General features: G+C 68.9%; 12 protein-coding genes. 6 read left to right on the forward strand and 6 right to left on the reverse strand.

The genetic code is table 11. The features are described from left to right. Nucleotides 1-57: 57 nt before the first annotated feature. The 4 genes from erm to GV790_RS04705 form a co-directional block, all read right to left on the reverse strand. Nucleotides 58-873, reverse strand: a complete 816-nt coding sequence (gene erm / locus GV790_RS04690) for a 23S ribosomal RNA methyltransferase Erm (protein ID WP_163810836.1) — start codon at nt 871-873, stop codon at nt 58-60. Between the two features lie 276 nt (nt 874-1,149). Then, nucleotides 1,150-2,085: a tetratricopeptide repeat protein gene (locus tag GV790_RS04695; RefSeq protein ID WP_163810838.1), complete on the reverse strand. Its 936-nt coding sequence runs from the start codon at nt 2,083-2,085 to the stop codon at nt 1,150-1,152. A 94-nt stretch (nt 2,086-2,179) separates the two neighbouring features. After that, nucleotides 2,180-4,429 carry a serine/threonine-protein kinase gene (locus GV790_RS04700; RefSeq protein ID WP_163810841.1) on the reverse strand — a complete coding sequence of 750 codons (2,250 nt, stop codon included), beginning with the start codon at nt 4,427-4,429 and terminating at the stop codon, nt 2,180-2,182. A gap of 80 nt (nt 4,430-4,509) precedes the next feature. Beyond that, nucleotides 4,510-4,929, reverse strand: coding sequence for an ankyrin repeat domain-containing protein (locus tag GV790_RS04705; protein WP_163810843.1), 420 nt, complete (start codon nt 4,927-4,929; stop codon nt 4,510-4,512). Between the two features lie 352 nt (nt 4,930-5,281). Between GV790_RS04705 and GV790_RS04710 the strand changes: the two genes are divergently transcribed. Further along, nucleotides 5,282-5,506: a hypothetical protein gene (locus GV790_RS04710; RefSeq protein ID WP_228807108.1), complete on the forward strand. Its 225-nt coding sequence runs from the start codon at nt 5,282-5,284 to the stop codon at nt 5,504-5,506. Here the strand turns inward: GV790_RS04710 and GV790_RS04715 are convergent. After that, a complete protein-coding gene (locus GV790_RS04715) occupies nt 5,444-6,394 on the reverse strand; it encodes an alpha/beta fold hydrolase (RefSeq protein WP_163811119.1) in 951 nt (316 codons plus the stop codon). The genes GV790_RS04710 and GV790_RS04715 overlap by 63 nt on opposite strands. 160 nt (nt 6,395-6,554) lie before the next feature. Between GV790_RS04715 and GV790_RS04720 the strand changes: the two genes are divergently transcribed. Continuing rightward, nucleotides 6,555-8,252 (forward strand): alpha/beta hydrolase, encoded by a 1,698-nt coding sequence (locus GV790_RS04720; RefSeq protein WP_163810848.1) that lies wholly within the window; start codon nt 6,555-6,557, stop codon nt 8,250-8,252. A gap of 120 nt (nt 8,253-8,372) precedes the next feature. Continuing rightward, nucleotides 8,373-10,034, forward strand: a complete 1,662-nt coding sequence (locus tag GV790_RS04725; RefSeq protein WP_163810851.1) for an alkaline phosphatase D family protein — start codon at nt 8,373-8,375, stop codon at nt 10,032-10,034. A 91-nt stretch (nt 10,035-10,125) separates the two neighbouring features. On the opposite strand, the gene GV790_RS04730 is transcribed toward GV790_RS04725, so the two are convergent. Continuing rightward, the gene (locus tag GV790_RS04730; RefSeq protein ID WP_163810853.1) at nt 10,126-10,908 is read right to left on the reverse strand and encodes a fructosamine kinase family protein; all 783 of its coding nucleotides are present in this window, start codon (nt 10,906-10,908) and stop codon (nt 10,126-10,128) included. A gap of 54 nt (nt 10,909-10,962) precedes the next feature. On the opposite strand from GV790_RS04730, the gene GV790_RS04735 reads away from it, so the two are divergent. From GV790_RS04735 to GV790_RS04745, 3 genes are all read left to right on the forward strand, one after another. Beyond that, a complete protein-coding gene (locus tag GV790_RS04735) occupies nt 10,963-12,042 on the forward strand; it encodes an NAD(P)H-dependent amine dehydrogenase family protein (RefSeq protein WP_163810855.1) in 1,080 nt (359 codons plus the stop codon). Beyond that, nucleotides 12,039-12,536, forward strand: a complete 498-nt coding sequence (locus tag GV790_RS04740) for a carboxymuconolactone decarboxylase family protein (RefSeq protein ID WP_163810857.1) — start codon at nt 12,039-12,041, stop codon at nt 12,534-12,536. The genes GV790_RS04735 and GV790_RS04740 overlap by 4 nt, the downstream gene beginning before the upstream one ends. A 224-nt stretch (nt 12,537-12,760) precedes the next feature. Next, nucleotides 12,761-14,497 (forward strand): BCCT family transporter, encoded by a 1,737-nt coding sequence (locus GV790_RS04745; RefSeq protein WP_163810859.1) that lies wholly within the window; start codon nt 12,761-12,763, stop codon nt 14,495-14,497. Nucleotides 14,498-14,518 lie beyond the last annotated feature (21 nt).

A 14,518-nucleotide genomic window follows, 5' to 3' on the forward strand; every position in this document is an offset into this window, starting at 1 on the left:
CAACGGTCGCGTCCTGACGGCGGCGGGAAGGCGATCCCTTCCCGCCGCCGCCGCGTGTCAGCGCGGGTGTGCGGGCAGCCGGCGCAACTGCTGGTACAGGGTGATCCAGCTGTCCGGGTGCACCAGCCCGACCGGTTCGTCGGTCTCGATTCCCGCCGCGGCGCAGGCCTTGCGGACCGCGGTGGCGGGGTAGCGCCGGCGTAGCGAGGCCGCCAGCGATCCGCCGACGCCGGAGAAGCCGAGTTCGACCATCGTGCGATAGCCGGCGGTTTCCGGTCGGGTCAGCAGCGGCTGCGGGCGCCGCGCGAGGCGCAGCACCGCGGCATCGACCCGGGGGACCGGCTCGAAGCTGCTGCGACGGACGTGCGGGCCGAGCGTCATCGTCGTCGCGGGCCAGTGAGCGACGGTGAGCTTGCTCCACCGGCCGTAATCGCCGGAGTGCTTACGCGCGAACTCCCGTTGGGTGAGCAGCGTCGCCGAGGTGAGCCGCTCGGCGTCCAGGCACCAGCGCAGGATGTCGGTGCTGATGCCGAACGGAATATTGGCGACCACCGCGAACGGCCGATCCGGTGCGCTCGCGCGGCGGAAGTCGTTGTGGATCACCCGGATTCGCGGATCGCCCGCGTATCGGGCATGCAGCCGTCGCGCGTAATAGCGGTCCTTTTCGTAGGCGATCACTCGATACCCGTGATCGAGCAGCTGACGGGTCAGCATGCCGTCACCGGCGCCGATCTCGAGCACCGTATCGCCTGCGCGGACGCGGGCCGCGCGGACGACGGCCTGCGCGGCCCGCGCGTCGACGAGAAAATTCTGCGACAGCTGCTTGCGCGTGCTGGTGCCCCTGGCATGCGAGGGGAAACGTGTGCGGGACATGGGAGTCCTCCGAATGGAGTGGACGAATCGGAACGCGTGATTCGCCCGGACCCATGCCAGGGCACGTGGAGACGACGGTTACCAGAACCGCGGGTGAGTGTTCGCTGGGATCGGCGGTCTGGTCAGCGCGCGATGCGGTGCACCGGCAGAGCCCGGGCCACCGTGCGCAGGCGGATGAAGTACACGGCCGCGCACGCCGCGTGCCGACATGTGATGCCACTCATGACGCCCACCGTAGACGGGCGTTCCATGCCACGTCCACCGAATTCCCGGCGTTCACACCGCGCGCCGGGACAGCGATTCCGCGACGGTCTTCGCGGTGATCGCACGGGTGCGCCACAACTGAGCCTCGGTGCTGGCGCCGCGCCGTTGCAGCAGTTCGGCCAGCCCCGCCATCGCGCGCACGCCCCGTTGCTCGGCGGCGATGCGCCAGTACCGTTCGGCCTCGTCGAACTCACCCTGGCGGTACCGCACCACGCCGAGGTCATAGGCGGCCGGTCCGTGCCCGCCCGCCGCCGCCTGCGACCACAGCTCGCACGCCTGCTCCTCCTCGCCACGGGCGAACATGGCGACGCCGAGGTCGTAGAGCGCGCTGCGATAGTCGCGTTCGCCGGGCGCATCGGCCTCGGCGTTCGGTGCGGATGTGCGGCTCTTCGCGCCGCCGACGGCCGGCAGCGGAGTGGTGTCGGCGGGTGCGGCGCTCACCTCGACGACCAGGTCGGCGAAATGCGGTGGGCCCGCACCCAGGCTGCACCACAACACGATGCGCCCGCCCGCCGCGCGCTCGACGACGATGCCGTAATTGCCGGACCAGGACCTGGCGGCACCGTCGGTATCGCGCCAGACCGGCGTCAGCGAATACAGGGCGCCCCGGCGCGCGGCCGACAACTCGACGGTGATGCCGCGTTCGAGGGCGTCGCGCCAGACGTCGACCCCCGCCAGCGTGCGCCGGTCGACGCCGACATAGCCGTCGACCATGGACAGCCCGACGCCGAGCCCGCGCACGCCCGGCGGCGGGGTCGCCGACAGCAAGGTCAGCGTGAGGGTGGTGGCCGAACCGGTGAGCTGTTCGGTGTACATCGGATACACCATGCTGCCCTGCCAGCTGATCGGGTCGGCGCTGCGATACCGGGCGGCCAGGGGTAGTTCGGGTCCGGCGAGTGAGGGTGTGCCGGTCGCCGGTGCGACCGTCGACGTAACCGGTTCGATCATGCCTAGCCCCGCCTTTCCCCGATACCCGATCACCGCGCTCGACCCCGCGCGGCGGCTATACCGTACTCGCCGACGCCCACGATTTCGCGGCGTTTCAGTGCGTGACGATGCGTTCGAGTGCCGCCAGATCCCGCTCCAGCATCCGGAACAACCAGTACACGCCGACGAAGGCCAGCGCCCCGCCGAAACACAGCACCCGCAGCGGCACGATCACCGCGTCGATATCGGCGGACGGGATGAAGGTCACCCCGGCGGCGCCGAGCAGCGGCACCGCGGCGGCGACGGTCAGGAAGTAGGTGCTGCGCCGGTCCAGCGCGCGCAGCTGCCTGCTGTCGTCGGCGCCGAGCCCGCCCAACGGGAGGAACGCCGGATACAGGCAGCGCACCGCGTAGAAACTCACCAGGAAGTACGGGTATGCCATGGCGATGGCGCCGCAGACGATCTGGGTGAGGAAGAAATGCGCCGACGATTCGGCGCTGATCCGACTGCCCGACAGCTGCACCGAGACCGGCACCGCGATACCGGTGATCACCCACAGCACGAAGCAGGTGAGCACATTGCGGCTGGCCAATTGCAGCGTGTCCGAGCGGGCCCGCGCCAGCGCCGCCGCGTCGTAGACCTTGCCGTGGCGCAACCCGTACATGATCAGCCACAGATGCATCACCAGCGCGATGGTCACGATCGCCCCGATCAGGAAGCCGACGCCGTAGCTGGTCCAGGCGACACGATCGAAGGTGCGTTGCGCGTCCGCGTCGAGTTTGCTGATGATCAGGGTCCGGTTGTGGTTGTAGCTGTAGAGGATCGCCAGCAGGTTGGGCACCGCGATCGCCAGCGCCATGATCGGATGCACCCAGCTGCGGGCCCGTAACCGAGCGCTGCCCGGAGGCGGGTCCACCAGATCGCGGGCGCGCGCGTCCAGGCAGACCTGCAATTGCTGGGCCATATCGGCGCCGCGTTCCCAGCGTGCGGCCGGATCCGGCTCGAGTGCGCGCACCAACGCGCGTCGCAGGGCAGCGGGCGTGCCGGGCGGCAGGTCCTGGTAGGGCAGGTCCTGTGGGCTGTGCGCGCGCCGGTCCAGCATGGAGTCGAGGGCGGTGCGATCGCCGCCGACGGCGTTCTCCTCGCCGAACGGTTTGCGCCCGGTGAGCAATTCCCACAGCACCACGGCCAGCGAGTACAGGTCGCTGCGGGTGTCGAGGTCGGCGGCGGCGGTGGGCCGGTCCGGATGCACCACCGACAGCTGTTCGGGCGACATGTAGGCCAGCGAGCCGCCGAAGTAGGCGACCGGACTGTCACCGGAGACATTGCCGCTGAAGCTGATATTGAAATCGGCCAGCTTCGGCACACCCTCCGCGGTGAGCAGCACATTGGCCGGTTTGACGTCGCGGTGCAGCACACCGACCCCGCCGGCGTAGTCCAGCGCCTGGGCGAGCCTGCGCCCCAGCCAGGCCACCGTCTCCGGCCAGGACAGCTTCGCGAGTTCGGCACGCACGGGTGATTCGGCAGGCTGGATCTCGCCATTGCCCGCGAGCACGGCGTCGATGACATCGAGCAGCAGCTGCCCGCTGCGCTGCGCCGCCGGTGTGTTGCGTACCCGCTCCAGCACGGTGAGCAGGGTGCCGCCGGGCACGTACTGCATGTAGAGCAGTCGCAAGCCCGGACCGTCGATCACGCGCTGATCGAAGACACGCACGATGTAGTCGTGGTCGAGCTGGGCCAGCGTCTGCGGCTCGGTGCCCTTGTCGCGGGAGATCTTCACCGCCACCAGCCGCTGCATGGACCGCTGCCGAGCCAGGAAGACGCGGGCGAACGCGCCTCGCCCGAGGCTGGTCATCAGGTCGAAGTCGTCGATGCGCTGACCCACCTCCAGCTCGTCCAGATTCGCCGGTTCGGCCCGGCCGCCGAGCAGGGTGCTGTGATAGTCCTCGGTGGTGAGCAGTTGCGAAAGTTGTTCGGCCTGTTCGGGATAGGCGGCGGTGTACTCGCCTACGTCGACGGAGCTGCCCGAACGGCGGCGGATATGGAACTCCTCGTAGATCAGGTCCGGCGGCAGCGGCCAGGTGCGCAGCTCGGGTAGTTCGTCGACGTATTCGGCCAGCCGTTTCGGTGCGGTGCCGCGCTGCCAGCGGTTGGCCAGATCGATCTTGATCAGTTCGATCAGCGAGACCCGCCGGATCGCGGGCGCGTCGGGGAGATAGTTGCGCAGCTCCGGCGGGCTGTCGCCTTCTTGCCACGCCTGGGCGAATCGTTCGACGACCTCGGCGACCTGGTTGCCACGCGATGCCTCCGGCGACCGGTCGGACTGGACGGTCACCCCGGAGGCAGGCGGGGCGGAGTGCGCCATGTGCGCATCGTAACGCCGTCAGCGGTGGTGCGTCGGCTTCTTTCTTGGTCGCGTCGGCGCGGTCGTGACCGGTGCGGTCCTCAGCCGAAGAACTCGACCAGCTCGGTCTTGCCGAACATGGTCGCGGCCTCGCGCGCCGATGGGGTGCCCGCGTCCGGATCGGCGCCGGCCGCCAGCAGATCGCGCACGATCTCGTTCTCGCCCTTGAACACCACCCCGGCCAGCGGGGTCTGGCCGCGGTCGTTGGCGCGGTCGGGGTCGGCCCCGCGCGCCAACAGCACCCCGACCGCCGCGCGGTGACCGTGGTAGGCGGCGAGCATGAGCAAGGTGTCGCCGCGCTCGTTGGTGAGGTTCACCGGCACACCCGCATCGAGGTAAGCGGCCAGCTGATCGGCGGCGCCGGTGCGCGCAAGGGCGAAGACCGCGGTGGCCAGTTCGACCAGTTCGGGGTCGATCCCGGGATCGCCGGAATCGGGGGCAGAGCCGTTGTCGGCAGTCATCGTTCCATTACTACCAGCCGGGCGGCCACCGCCGGGCGTCACTGGATGATCGCGCAGCCCTCTCCGGCGGATATCGAGCAGACCAGCCAGGACAGCGCCATCAGGAGGGCTTCGACCGGGTTGGACGGGACGACGGTCGGATGAACCATGGCAGAACCTCTCAGGTGTCGGCACGAGCCGCAGCGCCCCCCACTGGTTACAGCGGCCGAGTGCCGGCACCCGTTACACCAGTGGCAGGGGTGTTGACGGCAGCCCGGCCCCCCCGCGACCGCGCACGGGTCGTTACCGGGTTCGGCGGGTGTGCAGCGGCCATACTGAGGCGCAAAGCCCTGTCGGGTAGATGGGAGTGGCCATGAACACCTCCGAGAAGCGCTCGATCCTGCAGCGGATATCACCCACCCAGTGGCTGGCGCTGGTGCTGACGATCCTCGCCGTCATCTTCATCTTGCAGAACCGCGGCAAGGTGTCGATCGACATTCTGGCCATCACCATCACCTCACCCATGTGGGTGGCGCTACTGGCCATCTTCCTGGTCGGCTGGGCCGCCGGAGTGCTGACCATGCGCCGACGCCGCTGAGGCGGCGGCGATGTGGTCGACGATGGCGGCCAGCACCGCGTCGGGGGCCTCGATATGCGGCCAGTGCGCGATGGCGTCGGGCAGCATCACCACATCGGGATCCGGGATCACCTCGCGGTAGCGCTCGGCCATATGCCTGCCCGAATTCGGGTCGGCGGGACCGTTGATCAACCGCATCGGCACCGAGGTCGCGCGCATGGCGCGCACCCAGCGGTTGCGGTAGGTGAGCCGATCGCGCACGAACCGGCCGACCAGGTGGGTGACGCGGGCGCCGTCGTTGTAGTTCATGATCTGGTCGAACTGCTCGAGCAGCCGCGGGCTCGGTTTGGTGGCCGGGCCGAACATCTCATCGATCGACCGGGCCAGCATCGGCTTGGACAACAGCAGCTTGTGGAATCGGCCCGCCACGTCACCGAGCGGTGTCGAGAGCAGCTGCTGGACCAGGCGCGGACGGTAGGACTCGATGAAGAGCCCGCCGTTGAGCCAGGTCAGTGAGCGCAGCCGATAGGGCGTCATCGACTGCGTGGAACTTTCGTGCCGGGCCAGCATTTCCTGGGCCACCGACACCCCGAGATCGTGTGCGACGACATGGCACTCGGTGACGCCCACGTGCGCGAGCAGCGCTTCGTGCATATCGGCGTGCGCCGGGACCGAGTAATCGGCGGCCACCGGCTTGGCGGAAAATCCCATACCGAGCATGTCGGGGGCGATCACGGTGTATCGCTCGGTGAGGCGATCCCACAGCGGGGCCCAGTCCCAGGAGTTGAACGGGTAGCCGTGGACAAGGAGCAGAAATGGTCCGCTGCCCGCGACCCGGTAGAACACGTCGAAGCCGAGGAAGTCGAAATACTGTCCGCCGTCTTTCCATTCGCGCAGTTCCGCGTCCATGACTCCACCCTCGTCGCCGGATGACGCGGCCGCCGCGCCGTGCACCTGCGATGCCGACATGACGGCGGCGAGCGCCGATGTGCGCACCTTGCGCGCCGAGCTGAACCATACTGTGGTCGAACTGTCGGCGGGTGTCGACTCTGGGTGAACGAGGTGCGCAGTGGCGACGACAACGACCCCGGCGACGCAGGACACGGCGGACTCCGAGCAGCCGCAAGGGCCGGAGAAACGGCGTGGGTGGCTACGGCTCGAGTTCGGTGGCCTGGTGGGTGCGCTGGTTCTGATCTGGCTGTCGCTGACACCCTCGCTGCTGCCGCGCGACGCGCTGTTCCAGGGTGTGGTCACCGGGGCAGGCGCCGCTGTCGGCTACGGGCTCGGCGTGCTGGTGGCGGCGATCATTCGCTGGATGGTGCATCGTGAGCAACCGCGCCCCACCCGGGCGGTGACCTGGTGGGTGCTGGCGGGCATCGCCGTGGTGGGCACGGTGCTCATGCTGATCTGGTTCGCGGGCTGGCAGCACGAATTGCGTACCCTCATGGGCGTTTCCGGGCTGTCGTTCTGGTCGTATCCGATCATCCTGGTGGTCGCGGTGGTGGTGTTCGCCCTCCTGGTGGCGGTGGTGCGCGGGCTGATCGCGGTGACGACATGGGTGGCGCGACTGCTGACCACGGTGCTGCCCGCCCGCGTCGCGGTCGTGGCCGGCGGCGTGCTGGTGGCCCTCGCCCTGGTGGCCGTACTCGACGGCGTGGTCGCCAACGGCGCGATGTCGGTGCTCAACAACACCTTCGCCGCCGTCAACCAGGAGACCGACGCCGACAACCCGGCGCCCACCGTGCCAGAGCGCTCCGGCGGCCCGGGCTCGCTGGTGACCTGGGATTCCCTGGGCAGGCAGGGCCGCATCTTCGTCGGGAACGGGCCGACGGTCGGGCAGCTCTCGGAGTTCAACGGCCGTCCGGCGATGATGCCCATCCGGGCCTACACCGGGCTCGCCTCGGCCGATACCGTGCGGGCCGAGGCGGAGTTGGCCGTGGCCGAACTCGATCGCGCCGGCGGCTTCGACCGCGCCGTCATCGGTGTCGCCACCACCACCGGCACCGGCTGGCTCAATCCGTCCACCGCCTCGGCGCTCGAATATCTGTACAACGGCGACACCGCGCTGGTGAGCATGCAGTACTCGTATCTGCCGAGCTGGCTGTCGTTCCTGGTGGATCAGGAGCGGGCGCGGCAGGCCGGGCAGGCGCTGTTCGAGGCGGTCTACGCCCGGTGGTCGGCCATGCCGGAGGACGATCGACCGAAGCTGGTGGTGTTCGGTGAGAGTCTCGGCTCCTTCGGCGGTGAAGCGGCGTTCTCCGGCATCCAGGATCTGACCTCGCGCACCGACGGCGCGCTGTTCGTCGGTCCGACGTTCGACAACGTCATCTGGGCAGACGTGACCGCGCGCCGCGATCCCGGCACGCCGCAGGTGCTGCCGATCTTCCAGGACGGCCGCACGGTGCGGTTCGTAGCCGGGCCCGATGACCTGGAACGACCCACCCCGGACTGGCCGGGGCCGCGAGTGGTGTACCTGCAGCACGGCTCCGACCCCATCACCTGGTGGACGCCGGGGCTTGCCCTGCACGAACCGGACTGGCTCCGTGAACCCCGCGCCGACGACGTCCTCGACAGCACCCGCTGGATCCCGATCCTCACCTTCCTCCAGGTGTCGGCCGATATGGCGGTCTCCACCAACGTGCCCGACGGGTACGGCCACACCTTTCACGCCGCCATCGCCGACTCGTGGGCCGCGATCCTGCCACCGCCGGGCTGGACACCGGCCGACACCGAACGCCTGCGCGCGGTGCTGACCGGCGCCAACTGACGACCGCTCCGATATCGATGCTCGCCGGCGAACGCCTCGACGACGAATGTTCGCCCGATGTCATCGCCGGCTTCACCGCACGGGTGAGTGGCTGTCGATCTGGCGCCCCCACCATGAACCATGGGCCTGTCGCGTCGGCAGCTGTTGCGGTTCGGTGGCGTGGCGTCGGCCGCCGCGCTGGCGGGAAGTTGCGCGGTCTCCGGCGCCCGGTTCCGGGCCCCACGCTGGACCGGTGACCCCTTCACTCTCGGCGTCGCCTCCGGCGAGCCGACCTCGGACGGGGTGGTGCTGTGGACTCGGCTGGCACCGGATCCATTCGCCGCCGACGGGCTCGGCGGCATGCCGGCGCGTCCGGTGACCGTCGACTACGAAATCGCCGACGACGAGCACTTCCGGAAGGTGGTGCGGCGCGGCTCGGTGGTGGCCGATCGCGCGCTCGGGCACAGTGTGCACCCCGAGATCGGCGGTCTGGAACCGCAGCGCTGGTACTACTACCGCTTCCGCGCGGGGTCGGCGCTGTCACCGGTGGGCCGCACCCGCACCGCGCCCCGCCCGGGGACGGGGTCGCGGCTGCGTTTCGCCTACGCCTCCTGTCAGGCCTGGAACGACGGCCACTACACCGCTTACCGGCATCTGGCCGATGAGGACCTCGATCTGGTGGTGCATCTGGGCGATTACATCTACGAATATCCGCTGACGGGCCGCCGGCGCGGCATCCGGGTGCCCTCACCGCTGCGGCACGAGGCCCGCGATCTGGCCGGCTACCGCTTGCATTACGCATGGTTCAAATCCGATGAGCCGCTGCGCCGCGCCCATGCGGCCTTCCCGTGGCTGGTCACCATGGACGATCATGAGGTCGACGACGATTGGGCCGCCGACGCCGCCGCGTCGACGATCGACCTCGACGCACTGCGGGCGGTATTCCTGCGCCGTCGCGCGGCGGCTTTCCAGGCGATGTACGAACATCAGCCGCTACGGTTGGCGCAGCTACCGTCGGGTCCGAATATGCGCCTGCACCGGCGCTACCGCTTCGGCGACCTCGCCGAGATCACGCTGCTCGACACACGCCAATACCGCACCCGGCAGGTCTGCGGCGGCGAGATCGTCAGCGAATGCGCCTCGGCCACCGGTGTCGATCGCACCATTCTCGGTGGCGCACAACGACAGTGGCTGCTCAACGGCTTCGCGCACTCGCCCGCACGCTGGCAGATTCTCGGCAATCAGGTGGTGATGGGCCGTACCGACCACGATCCCGGCCCGCGGACGGCGATCTCCACCGACGCATGGGACGGCTACGCGAGCGAACGCGCGGCGATACTCGGTGCCGCCGCCGACCGCTCGGTGCACAACCTGGTGGTGCTCACCGGCGACCGGCACGAGAACTACGCCGCCGATCTGCGCCGCGATCCCGGCGACGCCGAATCCGCGGTGGTGGCCGCCGAATTCACCGGAACCTCGATCTCCAGCGGTGGCGACGGCGTCGACCTGCCCGGCCGCGGCCGCGAGCTGCTGGCGGCCAATCCCGACCTGAAGTTCTACAACAGCCAACGCGGCTATGTCCGGGTGGAGGTGGATGAGCGGCTGTGGCGCACCGACTTCCGCGTGGTGCCCTATGTCGAACGGCCCGGCGCACCCATCCACACCAGGGCGAGTTTCGTGGTCGAGGATGGTATGCCCGGCGTACTGGAGGCGTCGCGGTGGGAACGGCCCGACACCGTCGTGCGGGCGGATCGGATCGAGCACGCCGCCGCACCACCGGTCGACTCGGATGACAACCGATGAACCCGGCGGTGTCGATAGCCCAGCACGGCGGTCGGCCGCTGTCGGCCGGTGCCGGGCGCCGGCGCGGCGCATGCTCGGCGAGGGATCACGCTCAGAGCCGAAGGGTTTCCACCGCCGCCTCATGCAATGCCTGTCCGTAACCGGGCCCGTACCCGGCCGCATGGACGGCCAGCGGATGCAATTGATGCAGCGGCACCCGTGCCTGCCATCCATCGGCCAACCGATGCCGCGACTGGTATCCCTCGATGAGCTGCTCCAGGTAGGGGCAACCGAACAGCGCCAGCATCGCCAGATCGGTTTCCCGGTGCCCGCCGTGCGCGGCCGGATCGATCAGCACGGCCCGCTCGCCGGTCCACACGACATTGCCGTTCCACAGATCGCCGTGGATCCGCGCGGGGGAGTCGCCGTCGTCGAAGCGTCCATCGGCCACCACGGCGCAGGCCCGCTCGATGACGGTGCGCTGGGTGCGGTCCACATTGCCCGCGTCATAGGCGATGGCCAGGAACGGCACTACCCGTTCGGTGGCGTAGAACTCGCCCCACCGGTCGTGTTCGACGCTGCTCATCGGCCGCTTGCCGATGAAGATCTGCCCGGTGAAACCGGCGGGCGGACAACCGAATCCAGCACCGTCGGTGCCCGCGTCATGCATGCGCGCCAGTGCCTCGCCGAGGCGGTGGGCACAGTCCGCCGATGCCCGCCCGTGCGGCAGCCGCGCCATCTCGATATGCCCGCTGTCCACCGAGAGCACCTGGACCACCGGCGCTCCCGCGGCCTCGAGCCAGCGCAGCCCCGCCGCCTCGGCCGGATAGAAGTCCGGATGCTTCCCGGTATCGGCCTTTCGAAAGGTGGTCACGCCGCCACCGTACGACCGCATACCGCGAGCCCGGAAACGCCCTCCTGACAACCAAGCGCTTGCTAGACTCGGCTGATGATCTCCACAGCGGTGTGGGGCACCGGAAACGTCGGCCGCGCGGCCATCCGCGCCGTCGCGGCGCATCCCGGGCTGGAACTCGCCGACGTCATCGTGCACAACCCGGCCAAGGCCGGCCGGGACGCGGGGGAACTGGCCGGTCTCGACCAGGAACTCGGCGTCGCTGCCACCACCGATGCCGCCGCCGTGCTGGCCTCGAAACCACGCGCGGTGGTGTACGCGGCCTCCGGTGACATCCGCCCCGACGACGCCCTGGCCGATATCGTTGCCGCCGTCGCCGCGGGCGCGGTGGTCGTCACTCCCGCCCTCTATGCCTTCTACGACGCCCGCAACGCACCCGCCGAGCAGCGCGCGAAGGTCCTCGCCGCGATCGAATCCGGCGGCGGGTCGCTCTTCGTCTCCGGGGTCGATCCCGGGTGGGGTAACGATGTGCTGCCGCTGCTGATGAGCGGGCTCGGCACCGTCGTCGAAGGCATTCGCTGCCAGGAGATCTTCGACTACTCCAGCTACGACCAGCCCGATTCGGTGCGCTACCTGGTCGGCATGGGCCAGCCGATGGATTACGCACCGCCCATGGTGGCTCCCGGCGTGCCGACGATGGTGTGGGGCGGCCAGATTCGGCTCATGGCGCGTGCGCTCGGTGTCGAACTCGACGAGATCCGCGAAACCCTCGACCGCCGCGAACTCGAGACCTCGATCGGCACGGCCTCGATGGGGGAGTTCGCGGCAGGCACCCAGGGCGCGCTGCGGTTCGAGGTGCAGGGCATCGTCGCGGGGGAGCCGGCGATCGTCATCGAACACATCACCCGCATCCATCCCAGCTGCGCACCCGACTGGCCGGTCCCGCCGAACGGGTCCGGTGCGCACCGGGTCATCGTGGAAGGCCGCCCGCGTCTCGAAGTCACCATCGAGGCCACCGATGAGGACGGCAACTACGCCGCAGGCGGCAATGCCACCGCGGTCGGGCGGCTCGTCGGCGCGATCGACTGGCTCACCGAGACGAGCCCCGGACTCTACGACGCGCTCGATGTCCCGCTGCGACCGGCGGTGGGCAGGCTGGGAAGGAACCGGACATGAGGATCGACATTCCGGAGGGCAAGGACCCGATCGGCTACGTCTGGGGCGAGATGGTGCCGGGAATCGGGGTCGCCGCATCGAATTTCTCGCTCGCGGTGTATTCCCACTCCACGCTCGGGCTGGCCGAATTCGAGGCCGCGCGATTGCGCATCGCGCAGCTCAACGGCTGTCTGTTCTGCCTGGACTGGCGCACCGAACGCGACGGCCAGAAGGTCGATCCCGGTTTCCTCGACGCCGTCGCCGATTGGCGTAACACCGACGCCTTCGACGAGCGCACCCGGCTGGCCGCCGAGTACGCCGAACGCTACGCCCTCGACCACCACAACCTCGACGACGAGTTCTGGGCCCGAATGTCGGCCTGCTACAGCCAGGCCGAGATCGTCGAGCTGAGTATGAGCATCGGGTCCTGGCTGGCCTTCGGCCGGCTCAATCACGTCCTCGGACTCGACGCGGTCTGCGTGCTGCCCGGCCATTCCGGAAGCGCGACACCATGACGCGCTGAGGTTTGCTCCCGGTACGCGCGGGGTACCGAATACTCGCCCCTCGCGACGGACCGGCTCGGCCGCCGCGGCGGGTCGCAACGTGCCGGATGAGCTGCGCAGACCGCGCCGACGCAAGTGTTGTGCGTCCTGGCGCCGCGTGCACGCTGTACGGTTGCTGCGGGAAGAGAACAACCGCCTACCAGCGGTCGTTCGCGATCTGAAAGGACTCCGATTCAATGTCGATCGGCGCCGACAGGAATTCCCGGGACACCGAAGCGACGGTGCACCGGGTTGCTGGCAGATCACCGGCGAAACCAGGACTCGACCGTCTCGTCTTCGGCGTCACGGCGATCGGGTCCTTGGCGTTCGTGGCATGGGGCATCATCGACCGGACCAGCTTGGCCACCGCGGCGGGAAACGCGCAGACCTGGGTGATCAGCAATACCGGCTGGTTGTTCGTGCTCATCGCGACGGTCTTCGTGGTCTATGTGATCTGGCTGGCCGCAAGCAGATACGGCAAGATCCCGCTCGGGGCCGACGGCGAGAAACCCGAATTCCGCACCGTCTCCTGGATCGCGATGATGTTCAGCGCCGGGATGGGCATCGGCCTGATGTTCTGGGGCGTGGCCGAACCGCTGTCGCATTTCGTGAGCCCGCCGCCGGGCACGGCCGAACCGGGTAGCCCGGAGGCCGCCGAGATCGCCATGGCCACCACCCTGTTCCACTGGACCCTGCATCCCTGGGCGATCTACGCCGTCGCCGGACTGGCCATCGCCTACAGCACCTTCCGCCGCGGTCGCTCGCAGTTGATCTCCTCGGTGTTCCGCCCGATTCTCGGCCGCAGAGCCGACGGCATCGGCGGCCAGGCGATCAACATGATGGCCATTTTCGCGACCCTGTTCGGATCGGCGGCGTCGCTGGGTCTCGGTGCGCTGCAGATCGGAGCCGGGATGGAGTTCAACGGCTGGATCGACGCCATCGGCAAGGTCGGTCTCGTCGCCATCATCTGCGGTCTGACCATCGCCTTCATCTTCTCGGCCGTGTCGGGCATCGATCGTGGCATCCAATGGCTGTCCAACATCAATATGGTGCTGGCGCTTGCGGTCGCGGCATTCGTGTTCATCGCCGGACCCACGCTGGTCATGCTCAACTTCCTGCCCGCCGCCATCGGCGACTACATCGCCATGCTGCCGACCATGGCCTCGCGGACCGGTGTCGCCGGCGGCGAAGCGATGGAGACCTGGCTATCGAGCTGGACCATCTTCTACTGGGCGTGGTGGATTTCCTGGACCCCCTTCGTCGGCATGTTCATCGCGCGAATCAGTCGTGGCCGCACCATCCGTCAGTTCGTCACCGGTGTGCTGCTGGTGCCGAGCGTGGTCAGCCTGATCTGGTTCGTCATCTTCGGCGGCGCGGGCATCCAGCAGCAGAGCCAGACCAACGATCTGACCGAGGCCGACGGTTCGGTGAACGAGAACTTCGCGCTGTTCCATCTGCTCGATCACTATCCGCTGGCGTCGTTCACCGCCGGACTGGTGATGGTGCTGGTGGCGATCTTCTTCGTCTCCGGCGCCGACGCGGCCTCCATCGTGATGGGCACGTTGTCGGAGAAGGGCAGCATCGAACCCTCGCGGCCCACGGTCATCTTCTGGGGTTCGGCCACCGGCGCGGTGGCGGCCATCATGCTCGTCATCGCCGATCCCGCAAATCTGGGCGGCGCGCTGACCGGGCTGCAAGCGCTCACCACGGTGGTCTCGCTGCCGTTCATGGTGGTGATGGGCTTCATGTGCGTCTCGCTGTATCGCGATCTGCGTGCCGACCCGATCATCCAGCGCGAGGATCTCGGCGTGCAGCTGGTGGTCGACGCGGTCGTGCAGGGCACCGAGCGCCACGACGGCGAATTCGAATTGGTCACCGAGGCCGTGGTGGCGGAGGAACCCGACGATTCACCGGAAGACCGCACGGCCAGCTGACTCTCGCGTTCATCCGGCCCG

The organism is Nocardia cyriacigeorgica, assembly GCF_010858045.1.
GTDB classification, from domain to species: domain Bacteria; phylum Actinomycetota; class Actinomycetes; order Mycobacteriales; family Mycobacteriaceae; genus Nocardia; species Nocardia cyriacigeorgica_E.